Source organism: Bacteroides sp. 3_1_13, assembly GCF_001185845.1.
GTDB classification, from domain to species: domain Bacteria; phylum Bacteroidota; class Bacteroidia; order Bacteroidales; family Bacteroidaceae; genus Bacteroides; species Bacteroides xylanisolvens.
This window is the reverse complement of the sequence record NZ_KQ236958.1, coordinates 191,586-217,793: the sequence shown is the minus strand read 5'-3', so window position 1 is coordinate 217,793 and position 26,208 is coordinate 191,586. Positions and strand designations below refer to the sequence as shown.

The window sequence follows — 26,208 nt, the reverse complement described above, 5'->3', positions numbered from 1 at the left end:
AATTCCGCCAACGGGTCCTTATTATATAGTTCCATCGCCGGTTCTTTCTCTTTCCATTTCTCGGAGGATGAGAATTTCACGACTTCGCCGTCGCAACCGTCCGTTGCGATATGGAGCTGCCAGAATGCTTCGGACGTAAAGCGGCGGTTCTCCCAGTAGCGTTCACATACCATAGCCAACGTTGGTGTCTGCACCCGCCCCACGGAATACGTGCCGTGTCCGGCGGCGATGGATAACGCCTGTGTGCCGTTGATGCCCACGAGCCAGTCGGATTCGCTCCGCGCTTTGGCGGCGAGGTAGAGGTTGTCGTATTTGCTGCCGTCTTCGAGTTTCCGCAGTCCCTCGCGGATAGCTTTGTCGGTGAGAGAGCTGATCCACAGGCGCACGAAAGGAGTGGTGCAACCCGTATAGTGGTAGAGGTAGCGGAAGATAAGCTCTCCCTCGCGTCCGGCATCGGTCGCCACGATGATATGTTCGCTTGTGTCGAACAGTCTTTTGATGACTTTTATCTGCGACACCACGCCGCTGTCGGGCTTGTAACCTTTCTCCGTCCTGACCTGACGGGGGACGAGCGTGAATGTGTCGGGAATAATCGGGAGGTTGTCACGGACAAATCCGCGCACGCCGTAGCCGTCGGGCATGGCAAGCTGAACGAGGTGTCCGAATGCCCATGTCACGGCATAACCGCCTCCCTCGAAATATCCTTCCTCTCTCTTTGTCGCGCCCACGATGCGGGCGATTTCACGTGCCACGGAGGGCTTTTCTGCAATGATTGTCTTCATGTCTTCTTCTTTTTTGTTGATACTTTGGATTTTATTTTGGATTCAGTGGCGGACACGGGATTACATTTTCATGCCCTTGCCCGTTTTCTTCTGCGGCTTCTCCTGCTGCTGTTGCTGGCGGGCGTCCTTCGGGTTGGTCTGACCTTTCTGCAACGGCTCTCTCAGATTCTTTGTAGCCTCGTTGGTCTTGCCATCGTTGTTCACCGCCACCTGCGTGCGGCTCTCGTTGGACGGAGCAACCTGCTGTGCATTGTCAGGGTTCGTGTCGTAGCGGTACGGGCGTCCCTTCTCCGGGTTGAACTTGATATACATCGTGGCATGGAAGCCCTGCTTGTCGGTCACGTTCTCCAGCTTCACGGCTTTACCCGCCACATAGTCGGCTTTCTGCTGGTCGGTGAAGCTCACGCCGCTCCATTTGCTGATGGGGCGGATGCTGCCGTCCTCGTTCGTCCACGTGTTGCGGCGTTGCTCCTTCTTGGTCTGTGCGGCATTTTCCCCGCCCTGCGCCTGACTTTTCGATGTGTCGCCTTTGGTTTCCTGTGTCTGTGCGGTACGGGGCGACTTGCCGGTTCCCGGCACGAACTCCACGCCGCGCTGCTCCACGTTCACTTGCAGGGTGGTGACGAACTTTCTGCCGTCGTTGCGCTCGATGAGCTTGTCGCGTACGGGCAGTCCGGCGCGGAGCATGTCCCGCTCCTGCGTGGTGATTTCCGTCTTGCCGATGCGCTCCGGGATGCGCACCCTGCTTGCCGGAATGTCCGTGATTTCATTCGTCTTGCGGTCGATGCTGATGTAGGAGGGGATGATCTCGCCCGTTTCCCTGTCCACAATGTCCACGACCCTACCGAGATTGCCCGTTTCGCGGAGGTTCTTCCGGTCATTGTCGGAGAATTTGTGTTCCTTGTACTCATCCAGCTTCTGCTCCTTGCGGATGAAGTGCGGCACGAGGCTGATGTTTCCCTCACCGTCCTTCTTGAAGGAGAGGCGGGCGTCCAGCTCGAATGATTCGCCGCCGAAGGTCGGTTTGACCTTTACCAAGTCGGACTTGCCATAGTTGAGCATCTTCGTAAGGTCGCCGGACTTTTCAAGGTTGTCCCGCTTTACGCCCCATCTGTCCTCCAGCTCCTGCCAGTTGATTTTACTCTCGTCGATGGGCTGGTAGCCACGTTTGCCCTGCATCTGTTCGGATTTGTCCTGTTGCTGTTCTTTCCGTTGTTCCATGTTCTCCTGTTTTTGAGGTTCTTGTTTCTCTGTCTGTTGTGCTGCCATCTCTTCCTGCACCTTCTTCTCATAGTCGGAGGTGTCCACCTTGTGAGGGGCGAGCAGCTCCTTGTTCGCTTCGGGGTCTTTCAGCAGTTGCTTCATCACCTCTAAGAGATTTTCAGCTTGGTCTGCCGCAATGCGGTAGAAACCGAAGCGGCTGGGTTCCTTGCACTGCCGGAAGAAGTTCTTGAAGAAGTTGTCCAGCACGTCGCCATGTCGGTCGAATTGCAGGAAACTCTGCGCGTTCTCCGCTTTTGCGGGGGTGCGCTTGGGTGTGCCGTCCGCGTTCAGCCCGGCTACCACGCTGATCTCGCCTGTCTTCTCGTCACGGACTACCAGCACGTCCTTTTCGTCTTTTTTCTTTGCCATCTGAAAAATGTTTTAATGGGTTATTTATGAAAGAAATTATGGATACGAGCCTTGTAGAAGGCTATATCTTCCTTTTTGAAGTCCTTGATATGGTTGGAAAGGAATGTCAGCACGTCCTCCTCGCTGTAATAGGTCTTCTTGCCCAGCGTCTTGTAGGGCAATGCGCCTACGCTGCGGTAGCGTTGGAGGGTGCGTTTGCTTATCTGGAGCAACATGCACAAATCCTGATTGTCGAAAAGGCGGATGCTTTCCGTGATAGTGGGCTGTTTCCCCTCAGCCTTCATCGCCAGCAGCAGTTCGTCCTGACGGTCGAGCCGTTCCATCAGCTTCTGCATCCAGCCCTCGAAGTTGTTTCGTGTGAGCAGTTCCATGACCTATGTCCTCCTTCCTTTTGGTTTGCCGCCCGTGCGCAGCGTGTGGTTGTGGAACAGGGTGTCTATTGTCCCTTCCTCGTTCCTTACTGTGTTGTCCTCCAATAGCCGCAGTATCTCGGAAAGGCGGTAGCGGCAGCTTCCGCGTACCACCACATACTCGATACGGTGGTCGGTGCGCATACGCTGCATGGTGCGCTTGCTCACGTTGAGCATCTTCGCCGCCTGTGCCGTGTCAAGCAGCTTGTCTTCGGTTTCCCGCTTCCGTTTCTTCTCGTCCCTTGCCTCGCGGATGTACCCTGCGATGTTCGCAATCTGCGCCATCATCTCCTTGTAGGCGGAACTTTCCATTGTTATCACTTTCATGTTCAGTCCTTTCTTTTTGTTTCTGCGACAAAATTCGGCAATAAACAAAAGGGGCTTTAACAACTCACTACGTGACTCACGTAAGATTTTTGCGGAAGATGGCTCCGTAACCCGGTCAAACGGCGCAACAGGCAGCCTTTCAGCGGAAAACGATACGTCTTGTATGCCGTTTCGTTACCTTTGCGGCAAACTCTAAATGACATGAATATGGAAATAGTATCTATCGAGAAAAAGACTTTCGAGATGATGGTGGCGGCATTCGGCGCACTCTCGGAGAAGGTCGCCGCCCTGAGGCGCAAAAGCGACACGGGGCGCATGGAAAGATGGCTCACGGGCGAGGAGGTCTGCGGGCAGTTGAGAATAAGCCCGCGCACGTTGCAGACGCTGCGTGACAGGCGGCTTATCGGCTACTCGCAGATAAACCGCAGGTTCTATTACAAGCCAGAGGAGGTGAAGCGGCTGATACCGCTTGTCGGCACGCTCTATCCGCACGGCAGATGATTTGATTTATTCACCCACTGAATCCGAAGTTATGATGAACGAGAACAACGATGTTTTTACGATGGAAGACGAGCCGATAGCCTCTGTGGTGCAGGATATGCGCAAAGGCTCGAAATGGCTGTCCGCATTTCTGGAAAGCTACCGTCCTCCGCTGGACGGGGAACGTTACCTGACGGACGGCGAGGTGTCGGAACTGCTCCGTGTGAGCCGGCGCACCTTGCAGGAATACCGCAACAACCGCGTGTTGCCCTTCATACTTTTGGGAGGGAAGGTGCTTTACCCGGAAACGGGGCTGCGCGGGGTACTGGAAGCGAACTACCGCAAGCCGCTGGAGTGAGGCGGTTTCATGAAAAAGTAAACGGGTGACACCTTTTGTGGTGCTACCCGTTTACTTGTCTTATGGGGTATGTGCAATCAGCAATACCCGGCTTTTCCGTTCTGTATGAACATCACGTATGTCTGCCGTTTCTCTTGTGAGAGTGCCTTTCCCACCAGCCATGTGCGGAACAGGTGGGTGTTGTAGGTATTCACCCTGAAAGCGACCGGGATGATGATTTCAAGGGCGTACACGTCCGCGTGCAGCCCGTTTTCAAGCTGCATGTAGCGGCACACCTCGTAGTCGTTCAGCACGTCCGACTTGCGGACGGCTCTGATGGCGGCGTTCACTGCCGGGACGGTCGTATGGAACAATCCGGCTATTTCGGTGGCGGTCATCCACACGTCGTTACCGGTTACGCTGACTGCCTTGTCCTCGATGATGATTGTGTCACGTTTCATGGCTTTTCTTTTTAGATGGTGCAACCTGCAAATTCCTCGACGCCGTTCAATCTTGCGGCAAGGTTCTCCATGTCCTGATTGAGCTTCTCTTTGGTTATCTTTGCGTAAATCTGCGTCGTCTTTATGCTCTTGTGTCCGAGCATGGAGCTGACCGTTTCGATGGGAACACCGTTGGAGAGGAATATCGTCGTGGCTGCCGTGTGGCGGCTCTGATGCCACGTGATATGCTTGGTGATGCCGCAACGCTTGGCGACGGCACGGATACCGGCAAGGCACGTGTTATAATGCGGAACGGGAAATATCCTGCCGTCCCCGCACAGTCCCCGGTATTTGCCGATTATGCGGTTGGCGATGTCGAGCAGGCGGATGTTGGACACCACGCCCGTTTTCTGGCGGTTGATGTTTATCCACTCGTGTTCGTCGAAGTAGGTGCGGATATTCTCTTCCGTAAGGTTGCGCATATCCGCGAACGACAGCCCCGTGAAGGCGCAGAACAGGTAGAGGTCGCGGTACAATTCCTGTTTGGCGTTTTTCAGTTTCCCCTCCATCAGCAGGCGGATCTCATCTTTGGTCAGGAAACTGCGTGTTGTTTCCTCCTTCTTGATTTCATACTCGCGGAACGGGTCGCGCGTCAGCCACTCGTTGTTGATGGCGATGAATACCATCGTCCGTAACGGGCAGACGTACAGCCACACGGTATTGGTGCAGCAGTGCTTGTCCGTGCGCAGGAACATCTCGAAGTCGGAGATGAAAGCCGGGGTAAGCTCTTTTAGGGCGATGTCCTTCACATGGTAGCGGATGTCGAGGAACTCTTGCATGTGCTTGTAAACGGTGCGGTACTTCAGCAGCGTGCCTTTGGCTTTCATGCCTGCCTCCACCTGCTTCTCGTAGTCCTCGTTGTGCTGGCGGAACACCTGCATCAGCGTGTGGTAGCGGTGTTCCAGTCCGAGAAAGGCGTTCTTCACCTTCTCCGCCGTGACGAAGTTGTCACGCTCCATGATTTCCTGATAATGCCTGTTGATGCGTACCCGCATCTTGTCAAGCATACGGTTCGTTTCGAGTGCCGCCGTGCTTCTGCCCGTGACACGTCCACCTTTGGTGTCCCACAGTTTCGGATCGACAGTCAGTTTGCAGCTGAACTGTGTCTGGCTGCCGTCCACCGTGATGCGTCCCATGACGGGAACTGTCCCGTCCTTTTTCACTACCTGACGCTTGAGGTAGTAGATTACTGAAAATGTACTCTTCATTGTCCTTAATTTTTGGGTTTCAAAATTAGTTGGTGAAGAGTCCGGTGTTGGTACGCAAAACGGGGAGGAACGGCGCAATCTTTTTCCGTAACCTGATTTTTCGCATGAGTTATGGATAACTCACTATTCCTTAGAGCCTTGTTTCGCTATTCGTACCCGTTTGTCGCATTTTCGGGCATGGTTACGAACAAGTAACGTAGCGGCGTCAGGATTTGGCTTCGGCAGGGATTGTAATGGCTTCACGGATTATCGCCACTTCAACCAAAACCCTTGTAACTCAATTCTATCACTATATCTTTCCGCATTTCACTTTTTTGTAGTAACTTTGCATACAAAATATCAAACAGATGATCTAAAATTCACCATTAACGACGAAAACCGATGAAAGAACTTATTAAAGTCATTGCTTTTGATGCAGACGATACCTTGTGGAGCAATGAACCTTTTTTCCAGGAAATAGAGAAACAATATACAGACCTATTAAAGCCTTATGGCACTTCTGAAGATATTTCAGCCGCTTTATTTCAAACAGAAATGAATAATCTGAAGTATCTCGGATATGGAGCCAAAGCTTTCACCATTTCTATGATAGAGACAGCTTTGCATGTGAGTGGACAAAAGATTTCAGGTACAGACATCCAACATATTATTGAATTAGGCAAATCATTACTGAAAATGCCTATTGAACTATTGCCGGGAGTAAAAGAAACACTTAAAGTATTGAAAGAGAAAGGAAAATACAAATTAGTAGTTGCCACTAAAGGAGATTTACTCGATCAGGAAAATAAGCTGGGACGTTCCGGATTAGCCTCTTATTTCGATCACATTGAAGTGATGTCCGATAAAACAGAGAAAGAATATCAACGAATGTTGAATATCTTACAGATTGCTCCTTCTGAATTTGTCATGATTGGCAATTCTCTGAAATCGGACATTCAACCTGTTCTATCGCTGGGAGGATATGGCATACATATTCCTTTTGAAGTGATGTGGAAACATGAAGTAGTAGACACATTCACACATGACCATCTGAAACAGGTGAAAAGATTTGATGAGTTGCTGCTTTTGTTTTAAATAAGTTCTATTCTTTCTTCAGATAAGCTTCAAATCTGAAGAAAGAAATCAGTAAACAATGCCATCTTATTGGATTACAAATCCAACAGTTTCATCAATTCAGCAGCCCGACACGCTTCTATCGAATTACCGACAGAGAGTTTCTCCAAAATATTCTGGCGGTGTCGATTGACTGTATTCACACTAATATAAAGGGCAGCTGCTATTTCTTTACTAGATAGTCCTTTACGTATACAGCGAAGTATTTCCTTTTCGCGTTCGGATAGGATATTGCGATGTTCTTCCGAAAGAAAGAGCGTTTCGACCTCTCCACGTTCCATATGGGTAATAGTGGGACATATCCCCTGCTCCGTTCGTTGATCTGCAGACAAGGTATAAAGACAAAAAATCAACCATACACTTCCGGAAGGAGTATTTTCCATAATCTGCACTAAATTATCAATATACTGATAGACTCCTTTCTCATTCATCATACGTATTCTGCATCTTCCCCGGTACTTCAACCGTTCTTCGGAAGACATCGAAAAGGTCTTCTGAAAAAACTGATACTCCAATAACCGCTTTTCTACCAAGTCTTCAGGATGAATACGCCGATAAATACAATCTTCATCCATAGAATCAATCACACTCAAAGCAGCTTCTTCGGGAGTTAAGCCTAGAAAATGCGCCCAAGGATGAACGGCAATGTAACTTTTCCTATTCGAAAGATCTGAAATAACAGCACATCCACCATTAATCTCCGTCAATGAATGAATAAAGCGTTGATGTTGCTCTACAACTCCATTGTCCAATATTTCATCGGCTATCAGTTGTGTCGCATAAACTTCATCTATTTCCTTTTGTAATACGTCCATCTTATAAAATGGTTATTATTCAGTATTGTTGCACACGGAGGTATGACCTATCTTTGCACCACAAAGATAATCAAATAAGAAATGATCATGAAACATTTAAAAATCAAAATGATGTCAATAGCCTTTATGGCAGTAACAACTTCTTCTATGGCACAAAGTTTGAATAAAATGAACTGGCTGAATGAGCCTCAACAATGGGAAATAAAAGATGGCAAAACCTTAGTGATGGATGTTCCTGCAAAAACAGACTTTTGGAGGATTTCTCATTATGGGTTCACAGTGGACGACGGACCTTTCTATTATGCAACTTATGGTGGAGAATTTGAAGCCAAAGTAAAGATAACCGGCAACTATGTCACCACCTTTGACCAAATGGGATTAATGCTGCGCATCGACCATGAAAACTGGATAAAAGCAGGTGTGGAATACGTTGATGGCAAACAGAATGTAAGTGCTGTAGTTACGCATCGGACTAGCGACTGGAGTGTAGTACAATTGCCGGATGCTCCCCGTTCGATATGGATAAAAGCAGTCCGTCGCCTGGATGCAGTAGAAATATTTTTCTCACGTGATGATAAAGAATATATTATGATGCGCACGTGTTGGTTGCAAGATAATTGTCCTGTCATGGTAGGATTAATGGGAGCTTGTCCGGACGGCAAAGGTTTCACTGCTACATTCGAAGAATTTAAAGTGACTCCATTAGCCGATCAACGAAGACTGGAATGGGCAAAAAGGCAAATGAACAAATAAAAATCAGTCTTGATGCTATTTATTTAAATAGAGAGAAAGCTCTATTATAATATAAATGCGGTAGTATATCTTACTTTAAATATTCTATTTTTAATATGATGAGTATAAATAGCATCACACGGATTTCCTCTTCCAGCAGTTCTGTTGTATAAAATAATGCAAGAATATACAGTTCCCGAGGAGTTTTTTACATAAAAACAGTCAAAAGATACACTATAATAAACTTATTGACAATCGTTTCTTTAAAAGGAATAACCAGTTCCTTTTAAAGGAACGATTCATTGATCGGTGAGAAACACTTTATTCCTTTAAAAGGAGCATATAAAACTTTATTTTAAGTGCTATCCCAGAGCTAACCTACACCTGAAACAGCCAACACTCCACATATCAATTTGAGACAAAATAAAGGCAAGTTCTATACATCTATTCTATAAAAGACACAGACTAAAACAAATTATTCCAAAACACAATCGATTTATTTCTTTTCTAAATTCGAAAACAGCAAATCCTTCTCATTTTCAACTCATGCCTAAATATATCCTGCATATATGGAATTATACAACGATAAAATATACGTTTTTTCATATATTATCGCCAAAACCGTATATACTTATCTTTCTCACGATCCAACGCACCTTCATCAACACAATCATCCAACCGGAACCATGAATGTTCTATCAATGAGCCTCTCTTTTTAACAGACTTATCCCAGTTTCCTATCACTTGTCCTTCATGAAGAACAATCGGATAAAACAGACCATTATTGGTAAATGCTTTCGAGTAATGCTCTTTAGGCAAAACGTCTGTCCGGTCTTTATAACCAAGCAAATATTCATCATAAGAAGGAAGAAGATGCAAACTGCCGGTAACTTTTCCACGAGTCCGGCAATCTTCATGAATATACCATGTCTGTCCATTCCATTCTTCTGCCGTTAATTCCGAATCAATCAAATAAATAGCTTGACGTGCATCTGTAATAGGCAGCCCCGACCACCAGACAAAATCTTGCAAAACAGCAGGAGCATGACTACGAAAATAGCTTCTAGCCAAACGAGCCAAAGATTCATCTTTGGTCAATTCCGGCATCGGCGGAACACGCTCTTCCAAAAGCGCATACGTACATTTACTTCCTTTATCTTCCCCACTACATACAATCCCCACCTGCTCCGCACGAGCCATAAAGCGGGTCATACGATGATTATCCGCTACAATCCCCGAACGGTTAAAATGCTCGGCAATCTCCTGCCTCGTCAGGCTTTTCTTCCCACAAAGAATTTTCTCCAACAGATTATGACTTTTCGTATAGAGCTCTTCAGAAATTTCCAAGTCATGCCCCTTCGCATAAGACTCATTAGCAGATATAATACGCCCGGCGGAAAGTTTCAACATCCACCGGATATCTTCTGCTGCTACGAGATGCCATGTCGGACGCATTACATGAGTCCGCAAGATTTCACCATCACGGAGCGCTTTTTCCACAGTTTGAATCGTTGCTGACTTCAAACGCATTCCTACTGCCCATTTCACCATGGAATAATTCTGTGCCTGCATAGCTCCCATCCAGGACACAAGTTCCTTGGGTTGAAAGAAAAGAGGACTTAATAACTGTTGGTTGAGTAAACGTATATTCGGTATTTTCATCATACTTATTTATAAAAGAAAAAACAGTTGTTCTTTGATTAAATGACACGAGTAATGGAATGTAACAAAACAGAAGACAAGAAGTCTCTAATATAAATATGTTCTATCCCTTCATAAGTATTTTCAAACATTTTTTCTCCGGACACTACCACTTTCGGATAATTATCTTTAATCTTCAATAAATTCCCGAATTCTCTTTCAATAGTTTCCTGTTTAGAAAGTTCAAGAGAGACTTGCACATAGAGAATCTCTCCATTCCGTTTACAGACAAAATCTATTTCTTCCGTACCCAATGTCCCGATTTTTACATCATATCCACTATATACCAAATGATTATAAACCAAGTTCTCCAAACGCATCGCTCTGTCCTGTGGCTTGTACCCCGTAATCACATTACGAATCCCCATATTCTCAAAATAATACTTCTCCCCTCTTTCGAATAATTTCTTTCCGGCAATATCATACCTTCCTACCCTATGTACAATAAAAGCATCCGATAATGCCATCGCATACTCACTCACAACATAAGGAGAAATATCCACTTTCTGACTTTTCAGAAAATCACTAATACTCTTGCTGGAAAATAAGTTGCCAATGTTACCTGCCAAGAACGAAACTAGTTGTTCCAAAAAGACCGTATTCCTTATATTCTTTCTCTGAATCACATCTTTTAATATAATGGTAGAGTAAATGCTCCTCAAATACTCCATAACAACAGGTTCTTCCATCGGCAAATGTATCAGATAAGGCAATCCTCCATAATGAATATATTTCTCCAATGACGCATCCGTATTCTCCAGTTCATGGAAATCCAGAAATTCAATATACGACAAACTATAAACCACAAATTCAACATACCGACCTCCCAATTCATTCGCTAAATCACTGGAAAATATCTCTGAATTACTGCCTGTCACATATATATCATTATTATCATCCAATGCCAACGAACGGATAGCCAACCTGAAATCTTGTATTTCCTGTATTTCATCGACAAAAATATAGTTCATTCTATCATCTACCGATTTTGAAAGAATATAATCATTCAGTTCTTTATAAGTCTTTATATCTATGAAATTGACATCTTCCTTATTTATATAGATAATATTCGCATCACTCTCTTCTTTCCGTATCAACTCCATGAGTTGATACAAAATAAAGCTTTTACCGACACGACGATGACCGACCATCACTTTTACCAATGTTTTCCTCATGAAAGGTCTTATGCGGTCAACATAAGTGTTTCTTTGTTTAATTATGCGAGGTATTTTCATTCTACTTCTTTTTAAATACGATTGCAATACATCACAAATATAGCATTTATTTTAAATACAATTGTAATTTCTTGAGATTTTATCCTCTACTTCAAATACGATTGTAATTTTCCCATTCTAAATTTTCTATTGTTTTTCTGACTTTATAACTGCATATATACCAATTTATGTCTATTTTTGTCATCTCAAACCAAAGAAAATAGAAATGATGCTCTATAAACTCATCCCTCCTTCAGTAGTAACAGCAACTATCCAGTTGCCGGCTTCTAAAAGTATCAGTAATCGTGCATTAATCATCAATGCGCTGGGCAAAGGTATTTATCCTCCTGAAAACCTGTCCGATTGTGACGATACACAGGTGATGATAAAAGCTCTCACCGAAGGGAAAGAGACGATTGACATCATGGCTGCGGGCACTGCTATGCGTTTCCTTACCGCCTATTTAAGTGTGACCCCGGGGGAACGGACAATCACAGGAACAGCCCGTATGCAGCAACGCCCGATACAGATATTAGTCAATGCGCTTCGGGAATTAGGAGCTGAAATAGAGTATACCCGCAATGAAGGATATCCTCCCCTCCGCATCAAAGGTGCAGAATTGAAAGGAAACGAAATAACACTGAAAGGAAATGTCAGTTCCCAATATATATCTGCTCTATTGATGATAGGTCCGGCACTCAAAGACGGTTTGACTTTGCATTTAAGCGGGGAGATAATTTCCCGTCCTTATATCAATCTTACATTGCAACTGATGCAGGACTTTGGAGCCAAAGCCGCATGGACTTCTCCTAATAGCATTTCCGTTGCTCCACAACTCTATCAGAGCATTCCTTTCAAAGTGGAAAGTGACTGGAGCGCAGCTTCCTATTGGTATCAGATTGCTGCCTTATCTCCCAAAGCAGAAATTGAATTATTGGGGTTGTTTCCTAACAGTTATCAGGGAGATAGCCGGGGAGCAGAAGTTTTCTCACGCTTAGGTATAACTACCGAATTTACATCGCAAGGTGTGAAACTGAAAAAAACAGGCAAAGCGCCGGAAAGACTGGAAGAAGACTTTGTCGACATTCCGGATTTGGCACAGACATTCGTTGTTACCTGTGCCTTGCTGAATATCCCTTTCCGTTTCACCGGATTACAAAGCCTGAAAATAAAAGAGACTGACCGTATTGCCGCCCTGCGAACCGAGCTTAAAAAGCTGGGATATGTGATCGAGGAAGAAAATGACAGTATATTAATGTGGAATGGCGAACGATGTGAACCGGAAGAAACTCCGGTGATTGAAACCTACGAAGACCATCGGATGGCAATGGCATTTGCACCGGCAATTATCCGCCATCCCAATTTACTTATTGCCAATCCGCAAGTCGTTACCAAATCATATCCCGGATATTGGGAAGATTTGAAACAGGCCGGATTTCAGGTTATAAACGAAGGCTAATTTTCATACGCTGTGGAAGATTTCAACAAATATACTTCCCACATCAACTACTCCCCTATTGTAGATTTTGTATTACAACAGGGGAAGCAGACCTATTATAAGAAAGGAGACTACTTTTCCCGCCAGGGAGAAGTATGCAAAACAATGGGGTTCGTCAGTTCCGGTTCTTTCCGGTACTGTTGCACCAACAGTGTAGGCGAAAACAGCATTGTAGGCTATACTTTCGATCATTCTTTTGTTGGCAACTATCCGGCTTTTCAGTTACAGGACCAATCAAATGTAGATATACAAGCCTTGTGTGACTGTTCGGTATACGTAATCAATTACCAGCAAATGGCAGACTTCTACGATACCAACGACGCTCACCAAAAGTTAGGACGCCGCATCGCAGAAACGTTATTGTGGGAAGTCTACGACCGGATGATTTCAATGTACAGCCTGACACCGGAAGAACGCTATCTTGAAATTATCAACCGTTGTCCCGACTTACTGAAACTGATAACTTTAAAAGAACTGGCTTCCTATCTTCTGATTCGTCCCGAAACATTAAGTCGTATCCGAAGAAAAGTCGTACAAAAATAAATTCTTGATTTCAATCAAGAGTTTATTTATTCCCTACCCTTACTTTTGCGGGCAAACAAAGTATATTGTATTTCATGAAAAAAATTATAATTATAGGTGCAACTTCCGGCATCGGTCGCGGATTGGCAGAAGTCTATTCTCAAGAAGATTATCTTATCGGCATTACCGGTCGCAGAGAAAATCTATTAGAAGAGGTATGCGCCCGGGACAAAGACAAACTATTCTATCAAGTGTGCGACATCACCGATACACAAGCTACCATTTCATCCCTCGAAACTCTCACTCGAAAAATGGGTGGAATGGATATATTGATTATCTGTGCCGGGACCGGAGAACTAAACCCCGAACTCTCCTACCAATTGGAAGAACCTACCTTACTAACGAACGTGATAGGATTCACCAACATCGCAGACTGGGGTTTCCGATATTTCGAACAGCAAAAAAGCGGGCATCTGGTTACTATTTCCTCTGTTGGAGGTACACGCGGCAGTGGCATCGCTCCCGCCTACAATGCGTCGAAAGCCTATCAAATCAACTATATGGAAGGATTACGACAAAAAGCAACTAAATCTCCTTATTCTATTTACACTACCGATATTCGTCCCGGATTTGTAGACACCGCTATGGCAAAAGGAGAAGGATTGTTCTGGGTTACTCCCGTTGATAAAGCTGTGAAACAAATTAAAAAGGCTATTTCTAAAAAGAAAAAAGTAGCTTTCATTTCCAAAAGATGGAGATATGTAACTATCCTGTTTCGTCTGTTGCCATCTGCTATTTATTGCCGGATATAAAGTTCTACCTGTTCGCCACCTCTTTATATAGTAAGAAAAGAAACTTTCGTGAATTCTACAACCCGGCAACAAAGATTATCTACACAAATTCACTATCTTTGCAAAGATAGCCCGTCAACAGACCAACAAAGGACTATTGTTGCTACATGGACCGACTGATAATACCTAACTTGAAACAAAGGTGTATATGAATACTGACTTTACAAACTTAACAACAGAAAATCTTTCTAATGAGCATTTATGCTGCATTATCCGCAGCAAAAAGTCTCATCCTGGTATTGAAGCAAAGCGGCAATGGCTTTCCGACCGGCTGAATGAAGGCCATGTCTTTAGAAAGTTAAACGCCAAAGCTACTGTTTTTATTGAATATGCCCCTCTTGAAACAGCTTGGGTTCCCGTCATCGGCGACAACTATTATTATCTGTATTGTTTATGGGTGCTAGGTAGCCCCCGAGGAAACGGATATGGGAAAGCATTAATAGAGTACTGTATAGCCGATGCCAAAGAAAAAGGTAGATCCGGCATTTGTATGCTTGGGGCAAAAAAACAGAAGAGCTGGCTTTCCGACCAATCATTTGCAAAGAAATTTGGTTTTGAAGTGGTTGACACTACCGATAATGGATATGAATTGCTTGCTCTTTCTTTCGACGGAACAGTACCGCAATTTGCGCCAAATGCCAAGAATCTGAAAATAGAAAGTGAGGAACTGACGATTTATTATGATATGCAATGCCCCTATATCTATAAATACATTGAAATGATCAAACAATATTGTGAAACAAATGATGTCCCTGTTTCTTTTATTCAAGTAGATACGCTACAGAAAGCCAAAGAGTTACCGTGTGTTTTTAATAATTTTGCTGTATTTTATAAAGGAAGTTTTGAAACTGTGAATTTGCCACCTATCGACTATTTAAAAAGAATACTCAAAAAATAAGAAATACAATCCTGACTTTTCCCGTTAATTATCAGGATTGTATTTTATCTGCTTCATTAAAAAGACTTCTCATTTGCCATCTTCCACATATTGAGAAAAGAGGCTTTGGTGATTTCTACTATCTTATCCCAATTCAGCTGGTCAGCATGATCGGAAGGCTGGTGATAGTCAGGATGCCCGTCCGTATGATACCAGATGATCGGAATACCGACTTTGGCAAACGAACCGTTATCACTTCCTCCTATCGGATTTTCCCAGGCGCGGTAATCCGGTTCCAATTGCAAACCGTATTTTCTGATATCCTCTTTCAACCAATCCCCAAAGACCGGATGGGCGGCTGTGTAGAAATAAACGACTTGTTCGGGTTGTTGAGGTTTGTTGTTACGGCCAATCATGTCAAAGTTCAGATAGCCTTTGATTTGAGATAGGAAAGGACAAGTTTGTACAAAATATTTAGAGCCAAGCAGTCCTTTTTCTTCTCCATCCCAAAAAGCAAAGATTACATTTCTTTCGGGTTGCTGTCCACTGGCTAAAAAGGCTCTTGCAATTTGCAGCACTGCCGATACACCGGAAGCATTATCGTCAGCACCATTGTATATTTGGTCGCCATCAAGTACAGGATCAATACCTAAATGGTCGAAATGAGCCCCCACAATCACATATTCTTTGGTATTTTTACCGGGAATCATTCCCAATACATTCCTCATGGTAAGCTTCTGATGAACTTCCTGTTTCAGTTTTGCTATGGAATCAGGATGTACTTCCAGACGTCCTTTTTTCTGACGTTCTTTACGGTAAGCATCAAAAGGCTGGAAATAGCTGTCAGCCAAAGGCGATACTCCCATCCATTGCAACAAAGAAACAATATATTCTGAAGTCACACGCGAACCATGAAACCCAGCCTCACGCCCTTGCAATTCATCACTAGCCAAAAAGTTGATAGTAGCTTCGGCAGAGGAACGGTTAATTGTATTCAAGGCCCTCTCAATAGGAGATTGGGCAAAAGTAATGTTTCCAACCAACAGTAACGCTAATAGTAAATAATCTCTCTTCATTGTACTTCAAATATCTTAAGTCATTTTCATTGATTGGTGAAATTTAATTCACCCGCCAATGTTTATTTTGTAGGTAACATACAAAAGTACGAAAGAAATAGATAGCATACATGATAGAATGCAAATTTATAAGTAACTTTGCACAAAATTGATTGGTAACTGTTATATTGTCATGTGGATACTTATTATAAGTCTGGTGTTGCTGGGTGTCATTGCGCTGATAGCCGGAATTATCCGCAACAAAAGACTGCAAAAGAAAATAGAAAAGGGCGAACTGGACCGTATGCCGGAAGTGAAGGAAGTAGATGTGGAATGCTGCGGACAACACGAAGTATGCGAACGGGATAGCCTGCTGGCAGCTGTCAGCAAAAAAATAGAATATTACGATGACGAAGAACTGGATCAGTTCATTGGCAGGGCAGGAGATGCGTATACAGAAGAAGAAACAGAAATGTTTCGGGATGTATTGTATACGACACTGGATGTAGAAGTGGCCGGATGGATACGTAGCCTTCAGCTCCGTGGCATTGAATTACCGGATGATCTCAAAGACGAAGTTTTTCTGATTATCGGAGAAAGAAGAAACGTAGAAGTAAAAAAAGCAGATGAGAGGTGATGGATTTACTACAATATACATTCTTTCAACACGCCCTATTGGGAAGTCTGCTGGCAAGCATTGCCTGTGGGATTATCGGTACATATATCGTAACCCGCCGCCTGGTATTTATCAGCGGAGGAATCACTCATGCTTCTTTCGGAGGGATCGGGTTAGGATTGTTTGCCGGAATTTCCCCGATACTCTCGGCAGCCGTATTCTCGGTATTATCGGCTTTTGGTGTCGAGTGGCTTAGCAGACGGAAAGATATGCGCGAAGATTCTGCCATTGCAGTATTCTGGACGTTAGGGATGGCACTCGGAATTATGTTCAGCTTCCTGTCGCCGGGATTTGCGCCTGACTTATCGGCTTACCTCTTTGGCAATATCCTGACCATCAACCAAATCGATTTATGGATGCTCGGCATATTGGCACTAATACTGACCGGATTCTTTTATCTGTTTATCCGCCCTATCGTATATATTGCTTTTGACCGTGAATTTGCACGTTCGCAAAAGATTCCGGTAGAGATATTCGAATATGTGTTGATGATGTTCATTGCGCTGACAATTGTAGCCTGCCTGCGTATGGTAGGCATCGTACTGGCCATTTCTCTTCTCACCATTCCACAGATGACAGCCAACTTGTTCACTTATAGTTTCAAGAAGATTATCTGGTTATCAATCGGCATCGGTTTCTTGGGCTGCCTGGGTGGATTATTTATTTCTTATCACTGGAAAGTCCCTTCGGGAGCTTCCATCATATTCTTCTCTATCCTGATTTACGCTGTTTGTAAAATCGGAAAGAGTTGTTGCAGGAAAAAGTCATAATAATAGATAGTATATGGAAATCAAAATTCAATCACTGGAAAGTATCTATGAAGCAGCCCGTGAATTTATCGCTGCTATGGGCGACAACACTGTATTTGCTTTATACGGAAAGATGGGTGCCGGCAAAACGACATTTGTCAAAGCACTCTGCGAAGAATTGGGCGTAACGGATGTTATCACTTCTCCTACTTTTGCTATTGTCAACGAATACCGTTCGGACGAAACCGGAGAGTTAATCTATCACTTTGATTTTTACCGCATCAAGAAGCTAAGCGAAGTGTACGACATGGGTTACGAAGACTATTTCTACAGTGGCGCTCTCTGCTTTATCGAATGGCCGGAACTGGTAGAAGAACTACTTCCGGGAAATGCCGTAAAAGTAACGATTGAAGAACTGGAAAACGGAAATAGAGTAATCAGACTATGACCGGACAATATATCGTACAAGGAATCTTTGCGCTGGCAGGAATCGTCTCCCTGCTGGCGTCATTGCTAAACTGGGACTGGTTCTTTACAACGCGCAACGCACAAACCATTGTCCGGAATGTAGGACGCAACCGGGCAAGACTCTTCTATGGGATACTGGGAATTATCATCATTGGAATGGCTATATTCTTCTTTGTGGAAACACGGAAAGCCATCACTCTTTGACACATTTTTTTCAGACAAAAGAACATAAGTACAAAAGACTACAAAAATATGTTCTTTTGTTCTTATGTCTAAAGCAACTGTCGTGACTTCATCTCCAGATACTTATTAATCACATCAATCGAAAGATTCTCCGGTGTAGTTAATAAAGAATAGATTCCATGTTGTTTCAAAGTAGATACAATCAGCCGCTTCTCGTAAGCGAACTTTTCTGCAATCACGTGACGATAGTAGCTTTCCGTATCTTTTGCCGGTTGGGCGATATATTCCTTCAAATCGACATCTTCAAAAAAGACTACGAGCAAACGGTGTTGGCGGTTTAGTTGTTTCAGGTAAGATAATTGACGGTTCATTCCTCCTATGCTCGAGAAGTTAGTATATAGTACCAGCAGGCTACGCTTACTGACATGTTTGTTCAAATGAACGCAAAGAGCCGAGAAGTCTGTCTCCCCGAAAGTGGTCTGCTGGCTATAAAGACTTTCCAGCAATGTCTGCATATATCCCGGTTGCTTGGAAGCAGGCACGAAAGTATCGAAGTGTTCATCGAAAGTCACTAATCCGGCTTTATCTTCTTTCCGCATGGCAACATACGAAAGCACCAGCGAAGCATTAATTGCATAATCCAGCAAGGTCATTCCACGGAAAGCTTGCTGCATCACTCTACCTTTATCGATCACATTATAAATCTGCTGTGAACGTTCGTCTTGGTACACATTCACCATAAGTTCATGCCGGCGGGCACTTGCTTTCCAGTTAATCGTACGGTAATCATCCCCCTTTACATACTCTTTAATCTGCTCAAACTCCGTATGATGCCCAACCCGGCGAATACGTTTTATTCCCAATTCTGTCAGATTATCACTTATTGCCAGCAATTCATATTGATGGAGCATCAGATATGACGGGTACACTTTGATATCCAAAGGTTCTGCACAAGTATAGCGCCGGGATATAAAGCCGATTTTTCCGGTCACAAAAACTCTGATATGACCGAAAGAGTAAACGCCACGATGAGTAGGTCGAAGACGATAGGTAACTGTTTTTCCCTCGTTTGCTCCAAGCTTCACCTGAAAGTCGACATCACGTTTCTGAAAGATAAAAGGGATCTCATCTATGATTTCTAAAGATACAGGATGCGGATAACTACTTTCTACCCGAATACTTACTTCATTTTCGTCGCCATTAGAGAAACGGTCGGCACACTGGCGGAAAGCACGGATTCCACGAATACGATAAAGAGAATATACGTCTGCCAGTACCACCAAAAACAAGACAAAGAGTGCCCACTGCCCGATAACAAAGAACGGAGCAAAAACATATCCGCTACCCAACAACAGGATAACTATGACAAGGGCAATATAGAAACGACGAGTTAGAAACAAATGATTTATGATTTATAATTTCTTGGGTTTACGATTTCTTCAACTTACAATTTACGTACAATTTACAATTTATGATTTCTTCGATTTATGTTATGAATAGGATCAGACATCCAACGCGCAGCCCAAATCATAAATCAGAACTCATAAATCATAAATCTTTTCATTTTGGTACTTCCACTTTATCAATTAAGCGTTGCGTCACTTTCACTGGAGAATAGCCTTCCATTTCAGCTTCCGCAGTCAGGATCAGACGGTGCTGAAGTACATAAGGAGCTACAAACTTGATATCTTCCGGTGTCACAAAATCACGTCCCTGCAAAAGAGCATACGCTTTTGACGATTGCAGCATGGCTACAGATGCACGTGGAGAAGCTCCCAAATATACAGCTTTGCTGGTACGGGTCTGCTGTACAATCAATGCGATATATTGGAGCAACGTGCGGTCTACAAATACCTGATTCATAAAAGCACGAAGCGACAGCAGTTCTTCTTTGGTAATAGCGGGAGTGATGTCGTCCAACTTCACCAATGCGGCATTGGTATGATGACGTTCCAGGATATTCACTTCCTCTTCCAATGAAGGATAATCCATCGTAATCTTCATCAGAAAACGGTCGAGCTGTGCTTCGGGAAGTTTGTATGTTCCCTCCTGCTCTACCGGATTCTGGGTAGCCAAAATCGTATAAAGATCTCCCATCCGGTGAGTCGTTCCATCAATACTGATCTGGCGCTCTTCCATTACCTCAAACAAGGCAGCCTGTGTCTTGGCAGGAGCACGGTTGATTTCATCGACCAATACAATATCCGCAAAAATCGGTCCCTGATGAAAATCAAAACCATTGGTTTTCATATTAAACACAGTCGTACCTAATACGTCACTCGGCATTAAGTCCGGAGTGAACTGGACACGACTGAAGTCTGCATCAATCAGACGAGCTGTCAAACGGGCCAACAGTGTCTTCGCAACTCCCGGAACACCTTCTATCAATACGTGTCCATTCGCCAAAATCGCCGTCAGTACCAAATCGACTGTCTGCTCCTGCCCAACTATGACGGAAGCAATCCGGTCTTTCAACTCTTGTATCTTCTCGGAAAAGAGAGTTAAATCTACTCGCTGTTCTGTATTCTCTTCCATAAATTTCTTCTTTAGATATGATTGATTATTTCATTCATTTTATCGATATATACCTTCATCTGCTCCGCATCAATAACACGTCCTCCGTAAATCACGGGTCTGACTTCGCGGATAAATTTAGCAATCTCTCCGGCATCCATTCCGGTTTTCCGGGCAATCCGGTGGAAAGAGCGTTCATCGTCGGCCACTTCTTCAATATCCACCTGAATCTCTCTCCGAAGTTCTTCGGCTAAATAGGAAAACTTCTTGCGAACTAAATCCGCATGGTCTTTCTTCTGAAAGTAAAGCGTGCCTATCAGTTCGGTAAATTCAAGAGATTTATTCGCCGGCTCGTGAATAACAGGGATCACCCGTTGCCGCCTCTTCGCTGTGAATATCATAAAGAGTATGATGGTAATCATCGTCAGATACAAAGCCCAACGAAGCGGTTCATGTGCAAGAAAATAACGGAAAGGTGATTGCTGCACCTGTGCAGTTTCTTTCATGTACCCCTCCGTGCGAACGATAGGAAGCTTCCCCATCTGCGACAACAAACGGAAGATATAGGTTGCATTTTTGCCGTCCAACATTCCGTAATTGGTAAAAATCAAAGGAGTGGAAACTAAAATAACTTCTCCTTTCCCCCACCGACGGGACATCGCTACAGGCATATAAACAAGACTATCCGTTGTCAACGAGTCCACCTCTGTTTCATACCGGAACTCATTCGACTCAAAAACTCTTTGTGCCAACACCCTTTCCGGAAGTGAATCTCCCCAAAAATAAGAGGAACACAACTGGGGATAAAAATAGAAAGTCTGACGGGGATAAACCGTCGAATCTCCTATCCAATGCAAGCTATCCTTTTTCATAAATGAAGTTGCATATTTCTTCAAAGCCATCGGACTGAAATAAGAATAGTAAGACCTGAACTGCAAGGTATCTTCCAAATATCTGCCGAACAAGGTACTCACCAACATGATCTTATCTCCGCGTTCCGCCATTTTCAACAGAGCGTTTACATCGACGTCCGACAATCGCAAATTATCAGAGATAACCAATATACCTTTGCGTTGCGTCGTATCTTCCTGTTCCAATTGATAGAGGCTTTTCCTCGAAAAAGTGTAGCCCTGTGGCAAAGAAGAAGACAATACGCTATCGAATACTGCACATCCGAAAGGTTGCTCGTCATGATGTCCGAAAGTGGGCTTCCACACAAAATTCTTCGGCAAATGATATTCTATTGCAAACATGATGAATAGAAAAGCGACAATAAAGACAATGAACCAGCGACTTCCTTTCATGAGACGCCTCCTTTCCCTATTTCTTCCTGCAAGACCTGCATTGTGCGGAAGAGTTCTTCCGTTGCCTCAAAGTTGCCATAACGTACCCGCAGGAAATGATTGGTCAGTTGCCTGAAAGCCGGTAGCCGGACTTCATTGATATACTGGGTAGGCGTTTTATAAAGTTGCCAGTCAATACGTTCAGCGTCACTAAGTTGTTTCAAAGTTTGCAGATAGAGCAAACGTACTGCTTCCCGGTAATTCTGACGGGAAAGCGCTTCCGCAATCCCTCCCGGAAAATCTACTCCGTAAATGGTGTCTTCTTCAACTGTATAAGGCAACGCATTTTTATGCGAGACCATAAACAATTCCGGGCGTTTCCGATAGACAAACCAAACAATCAGCAACAAAAGAAGAATGGCAATACATACCAGGATAAGCCCTGAATACTCTTCAGCAAAATGACTGCCGAATATTTTACGCAACAACTCCCCAAACTGCCGACTGATCCACTCAAAGACATTCATCTCCGGAGTAATCAGTTCACGGTTATAGTTGTATGCCGGATCAGACTGCCAGAGGGCAATCTGCGCCGTATCACAAACTAGTGTATCAGCCGGGGAAGTGAGATTCATCTAGTGGAGGTTTAGTTTAGAGTTTATCAAAATTGTCAATATCACTTTCTACCGTTATGCTGTCCACCACTTCCGATGCATGACCATACTGATAAACCAGACCGACGATACCGAATATAGCCGATAAGTAAGAACCATACAACATCAGGATAGAGAACAAATATTGCGCAAAGTTCAGTCCGACTGATGAAGAGGTTGCACCTCCGTCACTCATCGTAAAGATCATTTTTACAATATAGATCACATACCAGGGTATAGAAACGATTCCTTGTAACACACTGGCAATAATCCCCATCACAATTAAAATTAGAAAGACGCCTCCCCAGGTAGCAAATCCCAACCGGAATGTTTTTGCAAATGCCTCACCCAACGAAATGTCTTCAAATAAGTAGATGGGAGCCATTAATGCCAAAGGAACCATAAAGGCGAATAAAAGCGGGATGGTCAGAATGAGTGTGAAAGGTGTCAATACAGCCAATAAGACAATAAAGATCACCGCAAAGATGAATAAAAAGCTGCAGGCGATCCCCATCAAAAACAGTCTTTTAACATTACGGAGCAACAACGATTTTATATCGCCGAATACAACCCCGTTCAGGCGTTCTTCCCGTTCATTATACAATCGTACCATCGCATAAATCAAGGAAGTCATCAACAAAGCTCCCAAACATGAAAAAAAGATAACTCCTGCATAATTCAGTGCAAATGAAGGTCCCAGAGCAGCTAAAGGATTATCACTTATTCCTCCGGACGCCTGCATAGCAGTAATATCTGTCATACTTCCCATCAAACCACTAAAGTTTGCGGCTTGAATTAAGCATATAGGGAGTATCAGATAAGTTGAATACTTAAACAATTGTTTCCAATTCTCTTTTATAAAATCAAAAGAAGCGTTCAACTTCTCACCGAAAGGACGTTTCACATACATCGCAATCTTAGGTTTCTGTGATTCCATGTTTTTTTCTATTTGGTAAATAAATATAGTAGAATATAATAAATGCCAGAGAAGTGAATATCACGCCAAGCCTCAACACATCGGGAAGCTCTGTGTGGCGGGTAAGAAAACCTTCTATAAAGCCTGCCATAATGAACACTGGAACAGTGCCGATCACTATTTTCAAGCCTCGCTTCGCTCCTCTTCTGAAAGATTCCAGTCGGGAATAGGTGCCGGGAAACAGCCAGCCGTTGCCTAAAGCCAATCCGGCGGCACCAGCCACGATAATCGCCCAAATCTCAAGCGTTCCGTGCAACCAGATGGCAAGACTGGATTCCCACAACAAATCGTGTTGATAAAAGAATGTTTGAAAAGCTCCTACCATGATACCATTGGAGAGAAGCATATACCCTGTTCCAAAACTAGTCAGCAATCCCATTGCAAAGCAGTTGAAAGAGACCATCACGTTATTAAGTGTAATGCCCAAGAACATCGGTACTTCGGAAGAACCATTATATACGGCCATCGGCTCACCATTGGCAATATTGTCGAGTGTCATATCCACATAACCGTTTCCCAATATCAGCCGGACAAAATCCGGGTCATTCGCTGCTGATAATACGCCGATTAATGCGCTGGCAACAAAAATCAAAAAGGAGGTCAATAATTCGCGACGTGCATCGTGCATGTTTCGTGGCACTTCCTGTGTCCAAAAGGTAATAATCCGTGTCCACTTCTCGCGTTTATTACGGTAGATTTCGTTGTGCAACGCTGAAGCCAGATTATTCAGATAAATAGTAATACGGGAAGTTGGGAAATGTGTTTGGGCAAATGCCAAGTCAGCCGTCAAGTCCGTATATGCATCGGCAAGTTGGTCAGGGGACAGGCTTGCCGCCCGCTCCACAACTTTCTCTGTCTCCTTCCATTTTTCAATGTTCCGACGAATAAACGTTACTTCTTTCATGCTTTTCAATCGATTTCAGATAAGTTTTGTCCGAAACCGGAAGCAAAAATAAGAGAATTATGATATATTTGCAACGGAATCCTAAAAATGTTTAACCTGAAATGGCAGAATCTACGATAATAACCGGACAATTCGTTCGTATCAGCCAAACGCCCGCCAGTATCGGCGAACGACTGATGGCTTTAATCATCGATTATTTTCTGATCGGGCTTTACATCTTGTCCACTATTACGCTCTTGTCTAAATTAAGTTTACCATCAGGATTCAGTTTATTCTTTTTTCTGTGCGTCGTTTATTTACCGATTCTCGGTTATTCTTTTCTTTGCGAGATGTTCAATCACGGACAGAGCTTTGGCAAAAAACTCATCAATATCCGTGTCGTAAAAGTAGACGGTTCTACTCCAAGCATCGGCTCTTATCTGTTACGATGGCTTCTTTTCCCAATTGATGGTCCCATCACAAGTGGCCTTGGACTTCTGGTCATTTTATTGAATAAAAATAATCAACGGCTAGGAGATCTTGCTGCCGGTACGATGGTGATTAAAGAGAAAAACTACCGTAAGATTCATGTTAGCTTGGATGAATTCGATTATCTTACCCAGAATTATCATCCGGTATATCCACAATCGGCTGATTTATCACTCGAACAAGTGAATGTAATTACCCGAACACTGGAATCCAGCGAGAAAGACCGGGCAAGACGTGTCACGGCACTTGCTAAGAAAGTACAGGAATTGCTTTCCGTTACTCCTCGTGACGGTAATCAGGAAAAATTTCTTCAGACTGTACTTCGCGATTATCAGTATTATGCATTGGAGGAAATATAACCAGAATACGCTGTTTCAGGCTATTCAGGCAAGGGATTATTCTCACCATAGTGAGAATTAATTCTCATTGCAATGAGTATTTTTTCTCATCGCAGTGAGAACTTTTTCTCATAGGCATAAGAATGTTTGAGAAAAAACACCGCACAAAAAAGGGGTATACTCACAGAGCACACCCCTTATCTTAATTTTATCTACAATGAGACCGGATGTCATTTAGTCCACCTGTCCCAGAGAGTTTCCGTATTCCATTTCTCCCTGAACCACAAAGAGGACTTCTTCAGGATCGTATTCCCCTATTTCATCCTTTTTAGCTTCTTTTACAATGTAAGCCACAACCTCTTCCAAATCGATGTTGACATAGCCGTCTTCATCGGGTTGAGCGTCGAGAATGCCACTTTCAGAGTAATACTCGTCGATTAAATCGAGAAAATAATACAATTCATCGTCCGAAAACTTCCCTTTCAGTTCTTGAGGCAGATAGTTTTTGATAAACTCGATGGTCTTTTCGTCATCGGCATCTGCTAATAAAAAATCGTCTTCCAGTCCCATTTTTTAAGTATTAAGTGATAAGTATTAAGTATTATCGACTATAAAAGCTTCTTCACCTTTTCTGCGAATACCGGTTTGCCAACTGCACCTACCTGTTTGTCTACTATTTCACCGTTCTTGAAAAACAATACAGTAGGAATATTACGGATACCATATTCAGCAGCCATATCACCATTTTCGTCTACATCGCACTTACCGATGATTACTTGTCCTTCAAACTCCGCAGCCAATTCTTCAATGATAGGAGCCACCATCTTGCATGGGCCACACCAAGGAGCCCAAAAATCTACAACAACCGGTTTTCCTTCTGCAAGAACCTCTTTATAGTTGCTGTCTGTAATTTCTAAAGCCATTTTTTTAAGTATTAATTAT

30 protein-coding genes and 1 pseudogene are annotated in these 26,208 nt (G+C 43.7%); 13 read left to right on the top strand and 18 right to left on the bottom strand.

The genetic code is table 11. From position 1 onward, the window contains the following. Positions 1-17: 17 nt before the first annotated feature. From HMPREF9009_RS24220 to HMPREF9009_RS24205, 4 genes and pseudogenes are all read right to left on the bottom strand, one after another. Positions 18-782, bottom strand: a pseudogene (locus tag HMPREF9009_RS24220) (DNA topoisomerase); the annotation flags it as partial. 60 nt (positions 783-842) lie between these two features. After that, on the bottom strand, positions 843-2,414 hold the full coding sequence (locus HMPREF9009_RS24215) for a DUF3945 domain-containing protein (protein WP_004291455.1): 1,572 nt from the start codon (positions 2,412-2,414) through the stop codon (positions 843-845). A 20-nt stretch (positions 2,415-2,434) separates the two neighbouring features. Then, positions 2,435-2,785, bottom strand: coding sequence for a helix-turn-helix domain-containing protein (locus tag HMPREF9009_RS24210; RefSeq protein WP_004291454.1), 351 nt, complete (start codon positions 2,783-2,785; stop codon positions 2,435-2,437). Positions 2,786-2,788: 3 nt separating this feature from the next. Then, a complete protein-coding gene (locus HMPREF9009_RS24205) occupies positions 2,789-3,151 on the bottom strand; it encodes a helix-turn-helix domain-containing protein (protein WP_004304264.1) in 363 nt (120 codons plus the stop codon). Positions 3,152-3,352: 201 nt separating this feature from the next. Here HMPREF9009_RS24205 and HMPREF9009_RS24200 point away from each other — a divergent pair, with 201 nt between their 5' ends. Both HMPREF9009_RS24200 and HMPREF9009_RS24195 read left to right on the top strand, forming a co-directional pair. Further along, entirely contained in the window at positions 3,353-3,652 is a 300-nt protein-coding gene (locus tag HMPREF9009_RS24200) for a helix-turn-helix domain-containing protein (protein ID WP_004291426.1), read from the top strand. A 31-nt stretch (positions 3,653-3,683) separates the two neighbouring features. After that, positions 3,684-3,989: a helix-turn-helix domain-containing protein gene (locus HMPREF9009_RS24195; protein WP_004291424.1), complete on the top strand. Its 306-nt coding sequence runs from the start codon at positions 3,684-3,686 to the stop codon at positions 3,987-3,989. 77 nt (positions 3,990-4,066) lie between these two features. On the opposite strand, the gene HMPREF9009_RS24190 is transcribed toward HMPREF9009_RS24195, so the two are convergent. Both HMPREF9009_RS24190 and HMPREF9009_RS24185 read right to left on the bottom strand, forming a co-directional pair. Continuing rightward, entirely contained in the window at positions 4,067-4,429 is a 363-nt protein-coding gene (locus HMPREF9009_RS24190) for a hypothetical protein (protein WP_004291423.1), read from the bottom strand. An 11-nt stretch (positions 4,430-4,440) separates the two neighbouring features. Then, positions 4,441-5,676, bottom strand: coding sequence for a site-specific integrase (locus tag HMPREF9009_RS24185; protein WP_004291422.1), 1,236 nt, complete (start codon positions 5,674-5,676; stop codon positions 4,441-4,443). A gap of 381 nt (positions 5,677-6,057) precedes the next feature. Here HMPREF9009_RS24185 and HMPREF9009_RS24180 point away from each other — a divergent pair, with 381 nt between their 5' ends. Beyond that, on the top strand, positions 6,058-6,750 hold the full coding sequence (locus HMPREF9009_RS24180; protein WP_049703605.1) for an HAD family hydrolase: 693 nt from the start codon (positions 6,058-6,060) through the stop codon (positions 6,748-6,750). A 74-nt stretch (positions 6,751-6,824) separates the two neighbouring features. On the opposite strand, the gene HMPREF9009_RS24175 is transcribed toward HMPREF9009_RS24180, so the two are convergent. After that, a complete protein-coding gene (locus tag HMPREF9009_RS24175) occupies positions 6,825-7,604 on the bottom strand; it encodes a response regulator transcription factor (protein WP_004299300.1) in 780 nt (259 codons plus the stop codon). 81 nt (positions 7,605-7,685) lie between these two features. On the opposite strand from HMPREF9009_RS24175, the gene HMPREF9009_RS24170 reads away from it, so the two are divergent. Beyond that, positions 7,686-8,357 (top strand): DUF1349 domain-containing protein, encoded by a 672-nt coding sequence (locus HMPREF9009_RS24170; RefSeq protein ID WP_225472708.1) that lies wholly within the window; start codon positions 7,686-7,688, stop codon positions 8,355-8,357. 588 nt (positions 8,358-8,945) lie between these two features. Here the strand turns inward: HMPREF9009_RS24170 and HMPREF9009_RS24165 are convergent. Together HMPREF9009_RS24165 and HMPREF9009_RS24160 are read right to left on the bottom strand one after the other, a co-directional pair. After that, entirely contained in the window at positions 8,946-9,998 is a 1,053-nt protein-coding gene (locus HMPREF9009_RS24165; protein ID WP_004307951.1) for a winged helix DNA-binding domain-containing protein, read from the bottom strand. 38 nt (positions 9,999-10,036) lie between these two features. Further along, on the bottom strand, positions 10,037-11,272 hold the full coding sequence (locus tag HMPREF9009_RS24160; RefSeq protein ID WP_004299291.1) for an ATP-binding protein: 1,236 nt from the start codon (positions 11,270-11,272) through the stop codon (positions 10,037-10,039). Between the two features lie 208 nt (positions 11,273-11,480). Here HMPREF9009_RS24160 and aroA point away from each other — a divergent pair, with 208 nt between their 5' ends. From aroA to HMPREF9009_RS24140, 4 genes are all read left to right on the top strand, one after another. Further along, positions 11,481-12,710, top strand: coding sequence for a 3-phosphoshikimate 1-carboxyvinyltransferase (aroA, locus tag HMPREF9009_RS24155; RefSeq protein WP_049703622.1), 1,230 nt, complete (start codon positions 11,481-11,483; stop codon positions 12,708-12,710). A gap of 12 nt (positions 12,711-12,722) precedes the next feature. Then, positions 12,723-13,292 carry a Crp/Fnr family transcriptional regulator gene (locus tag HMPREF9009_RS24150; RefSeq protein ID WP_008025047.1) on the top strand — a complete coding sequence of 190 codons (570 nt, stop codon included), beginning with the start codon at positions 12,723-12,725 and terminating at the stop codon, positions 13,290-13,292. 74 nt (positions 13,293-13,366) lie between these two features. Next, positions 13,367-14,083 carry an SDR family NAD(P)-dependent oxidoreductase gene (locus HMPREF9009_RS24145; RefSeq protein WP_004326234.1) on the top strand — a complete coding sequence of 239 codons (717 nt, stop codon included), beginning with the start codon at positions 13,367-13,369 and terminating at the stop codon, positions 14,081-14,083. Positions 14,084-14,270: 187 nt separating this feature from the next. Beyond that, positions 14,271-15,020: an N-acetyltransferase gene (locus HMPREF9009_RS24140; protein ID WP_004299279.1), complete on the top strand. Its 750-nt coding sequence runs from the start codon at positions 14,271-14,273 to the stop codon at positions 15,018-15,020. Positions 15,021-15,076: 56 nt separating this feature from the next. On the opposite strand, the gene HMPREF9009_RS24135 is transcribed toward HMPREF9009_RS24140, so the two are convergent. After that, complete coding sequence (locus HMPREF9009_RS24135) at positions 15,077-16,075, bottom strand: M28 family metallopeptidase (protein ID WP_008025050.1); 999 nt, start codon at positions 16,073-16,075, stop codon at positions 15,077-15,079. A 172-nt stretch (positions 16,076-16,247) separates the two neighbouring features. On the opposite strand from HMPREF9009_RS24135, the gene HMPREF9009_RS24130 reads away from it, so the two are divergent. From HMPREF9009_RS24130 to HMPREF9009_RS24115, 4 genes are read left to right on the top strand one after another with little or no spacing between them, the layout of a single operon-like run. Next, complete coding sequence (locus tag HMPREF9009_RS24130; RefSeq protein ID WP_032811120.1) at positions 16,248-16,691, top strand: hypothetical protein; 444 nt, start codon at positions 16,248-16,250, stop codon at positions 16,689-16,691. Next, positions 16,691-17,500, top strand: coding sequence for a metal ABC transporter permease (locus HMPREF9009_RS24125; RefSeq protein WP_004307944.1), 810 nt, complete (start codon positions 16,691-16,693; stop codon positions 17,498-17,500). Before HMPREF9009_RS24130 ends, HMPREF9009_RS24125 begins: the two co-directional genes overlap by 1 nt. Before the next feature lie 13 nt (positions 17,501-17,513). Then, a complete protein-coding gene (gene tsaE, locus HMPREF9009_RS24120; protein ID WP_008025054.1) occupies positions 17,514-17,927 on the top strand; it encodes a tRNA (adenosine(37)-N6)-threonylcarbamoyltransferase complex ATPase subunit type 1 TsaE in 414 nt (137 codons plus the stop codon). Continuing rightward, complete coding sequence (locus tag HMPREF9009_RS24115; protein ID WP_004307942.1) at positions 17,924-18,151, top strand: immunity 17 family protein; 228 nt, start codon at positions 17,924-17,926, stop codon at positions 18,149-18,151. The genes tsaE and HMPREF9009_RS24115 overlap by 4 nt, the downstream gene beginning before the upstream one ends. A gap of 68 nt (positions 18,152-18,219) precedes the next feature. Here HMPREF9009_RS24115 and HMPREF9009_RS24110 read toward each other — a convergent pair whose 3' ends face one another. From HMPREF9009_RS24110 to HMPREF9009_RS24085, 6 genes are all read right to left on the bottom strand, one after another. Continuing rightward, positions 18,220-19,530, bottom strand: a complete 1,311-nt coding sequence (locus HMPREF9009_RS24110; protein ID WP_008025057.1) for a DUF58 domain-containing protein — start codon at positions 19,528-19,530, stop codon at positions 18,220-18,222. Positions 19,531-19,690: 160 nt separating this feature from the next. Next, positions 19,691-20,665: an AAA family ATPase gene (locus tag HMPREF9009_RS24105; protein ID WP_004306583.1), complete on the bottom strand. Its 975-nt coding sequence runs from the start codon at positions 20,663-20,665 to the stop codon at positions 19,691-19,693. Positions 20,666-20,676: 11 nt separating this feature from the next. After that, positions 20,677-21,948, bottom strand: coding sequence for a DUF4350 domain-containing protein (locus tag HMPREF9009_RS24100; protein ID WP_008025059.1), 1,272 nt, complete (start codon positions 21,946-21,948; stop codon positions 20,677-20,679). Beyond that, entirely contained in the window at positions 21,945-22,562 is a 618-nt protein-coding gene (locus HMPREF9009_RS24095; protein ID WP_008025060.1) for a DUF4129 domain-containing protein, read from the bottom strand. The genes HMPREF9009_RS24100 and HMPREF9009_RS24095 overlap by 4 nt, the downstream gene beginning before the upstream one ends. 16 nt (positions 22,563-22,578) lie before the next feature. Beyond that, a complete protein-coding gene (locus HMPREF9009_RS24090) occupies positions 22,579-23,517 on the bottom strand; it encodes a hypothetical protein (RefSeq protein ID WP_008025062.1) in 939 nt (312 codons plus the stop codon). Beyond that, complete coding sequence (locus HMPREF9009_RS24085) at positions 23,498-24,460, bottom strand: stage II sporulation protein M (RefSeq protein ID WP_049703604.1); 963 nt, start codon at positions 24,458-24,460, stop codon at positions 23,498-23,500. The genes HMPREF9009_RS24090 and HMPREF9009_RS24085 overlap by 20 nt, the downstream gene beginning before the upstream one ends. Before the next feature lie 101 nt (positions 24,461-24,561). On the opposite strand from HMPREF9009_RS24085, the gene HMPREF9009_RS24080 reads away from it, so the two are divergent. Beyond that, positions 24,562-25,287, top strand: coding sequence for an RDD family protein (locus HMPREF9009_RS24080; protein ID WP_049703603.1), 726 nt, complete (start codon positions 24,562-24,564; stop codon positions 25,285-25,287). A gap of 213 nt (positions 25,288-25,500) precedes the next feature. Here HMPREF9009_RS24080 and HMPREF9009_RS24075 read toward each other — a convergent pair whose 3' ends face one another. Together HMPREF9009_RS24075 and trxA are read right to left on the bottom strand one after the other, a co-directional pair. Continuing rightward, positions 25,501-25,836, bottom strand: a complete 336-nt coding sequence (locus tag HMPREF9009_RS24075; protein ID WP_008640838.1) for a hypothetical protein — start codon at positions 25,834-25,836, stop codon at positions 25,501-25,503. Between the two features lie 38 nt (positions 25,837-25,874). Further along, positions 25,875-26,189, bottom strand: coding sequence for a thioredoxin (gene trxA, locus HMPREF9009_RS24070; RefSeq protein ID WP_004306576.1), 315 nt, complete (start codon positions 26,187-26,189; stop codon positions 25,875-25,877). Between the last annotated feature and the right edge of the window lie 19 nt (positions 26,190-26,208).

Excerpts from the sequence above, each read along its gene's own strand:
- HMPREF9009_RS24205 (WP_004304264.1), bottom strand. The coding sequence starts at position 3,151 with ATGAAAGTGATAACAATGGAAAGTTCCGCCTACAAGGAGATGATGGCG.
- HMPREF9009_RS24105 (WP_004306583.1), bottom strand. The coding sequence starts at position 20,665 with ATGGAAGAGAATACAGAACAGCGAGTAGATTTAACTCTCTTTTCCGAG.
- HMPREF9009_RS24195 (WP_004291424.1), top strand. The coding sequence starts at position 3,684 with ATGATGAACGAGAACAACGATGTTTTTACGATGGAAGACGAGCCGATA.
- HMPREF9009_RS24085 (WP_049703604.1), bottom strand. The coding sequence starts at position 24,460 with ATGAAAGAAGTAACGTTTATTCGTCGGAACATTGAAAAATGGAAGGAG.
- HMPREF9009_RS24140 (WP_004299279.1), top strand. The coding sequence starts at position 14,271 with ATGAATACTGACTTTACAAACTTAACAACAGAAAATCTTTCTAATGAG.
- HMPREF9009_RS24100 (WP_008025059.1), bottom strand. The coding sequence starts at position 21,948 with ATGAAAGGAAGTCGCTGGTTCATTGTCTTTATTGTCGCTTTTCTATTC.
- HMPREF9009_RS24145 (WP_004326234.1), top strand. The coding sequence starts at position 13,367 with ATGAAAAAAATTATAATTATAGGTGCAACTTCCGGCATCGGTCGCGGA.
- HMPREF9009_RS24190 (WP_004291423.1), bottom strand. The coding sequence starts at position 4,429 with ATGAAACGTGACACAATCATCATCGAGGACAAGGCAGTCAGCGTAACC.
- HMPREF9009_RS24210 (WP_004291454.1), bottom strand. The coding sequence starts at position 2,785 with ATGGAACTGCTCACACGAAACAACTTCGAGGGCTGGATGCAGAAGCTG.
- HMPREF9009_RS24170 (WP_225472708.1), top strand. The coding sequence starts at position 7,686 with ATGATCATGAAACATTTAAAAATCAAAATGATGTCAATAGCCTTTATG.
- HMPREF9009_RS24175 (WP_004299300.1), bottom strand. The coding sequence starts at position 7,604 with ATGGACGTATTACAAAAGGAAATAGATGAAGTTTATGCGACACAACTG.
- aroA (WP_049703622.1), top strand. The coding sequence starts at position 11,481 with ATGCTCTATAAACTCATCCCTCCTTCAGTAGTAACAGCAACTATCCAG.
- HMPREF9009_RS24090 (WP_008025062.1), bottom strand. The coding sequence starts at position 23,517 with ATGGAATCACAGAAACCTAAGATTGCGATGTATGTGAAACGTCCTTTC.
- HMPREF9009_RS24165 (WP_004307951.1), bottom strand. The coding sequence starts at position 9,998 with ATGAAAATACCGAATATACGTTTACTCAACCAACAGTTATTAAGTCCT.
- HMPREF9009_RS24095 (WP_008025060.1), bottom strand. The coding sequence starts at position 22,562 with ATGAATCTCACTTCCCCGGCTGATACACTAGTTTGTGATACGGCGCAG.
- HMPREF9009_RS24115 (WP_004307942.1), top strand. The coding sequence starts at position 17,924 with ATGACCGGACAATATATCGTACAAGGAATCTTTGCGCTGGCAGGAATC.
- HMPREF9009_RS24185 (WP_004291422.1), bottom strand. The coding sequence starts at position 5,676 with ATGAAGAGTACATTTTCAGTAATCTACTACCTCAAGCGTCAGGTAGTG.
- HMPREF9009_RS24075 (WP_008640838.1), bottom strand. The coding sequence starts at position 25,836 with ATGGGACTGGAAGACGATTTTTTATTAGCAGATGCCGATGACGAAAAG.
- HMPREF9009_RS24180 (WP_049703605.1), top strand. The coding sequence starts at position 6,058 with ATGAAAGAACTTATTAAAGTCATTGCTTTTGATGCAGACGATACCTTG.
- HMPREF9009_RS24215 (WP_004291455.1), bottom strand. The coding sequence starts at position 2,414 with ATGGCAAAGAAAAAAGACGAAAAGGACGTGCTGGTAGTCCGTGACGAG.
- HMPREF9009_RS24160 (WP_004299291.1), bottom strand. The coding sequence starts at position 11,272 with ATGAAAATACCTCGCATAATTAAACAAAGAAACACTTATGTTGACCGC.
- trxA (WP_004306576.1), bottom strand. The coding sequence starts at position 26,189 with ATGGCTTTAGAAATTACAGACAGCAACTATAAAGAGGTTCTTGCAGAA.
- HMPREF9009_RS24135 (WP_008025050.1), bottom strand. The coding sequence starts at position 16,075 with ATGAAGAGAGATTATTTACTATTAGCGTTACTGTTGGTTGGAAACATT.
- HMPREF9009_RS24130 (WP_032811120.1), top strand. The coding sequence starts at position 16,248 with ATGTGGATACTTATTATAAGTCTGGTGTTGCTGGGTGTCATTGCGCTG.
- tsaE (WP_008025054.1), top strand. The coding sequence starts at position 17,514 with ATGGAAATCAAAATTCAATCACTGGAAAGTATCTATGAAGCAGCCCGT.
- HMPREF9009_RS24200 (WP_004291426.1), top strand. The coding sequence starts at position 3,353 with ATGAATATGGAAATAGTATCTATCGAGAAAAAGACTTTCGAGATGATG.
- HMPREF9009_RS24080 (WP_049703603.1), top strand. The coding sequence starts at position 24,562 with ATGGCAGAATCTACGATAATAACCGGACAATTCGTTCGTATCAGCCAA.
- HMPREF9009_RS24125 (WP_004307944.1), top strand. The coding sequence starts at position 16,691 with ATGGATTTACTACAATATACATTCTTTCAACACGCCCTATTGGGAAGT.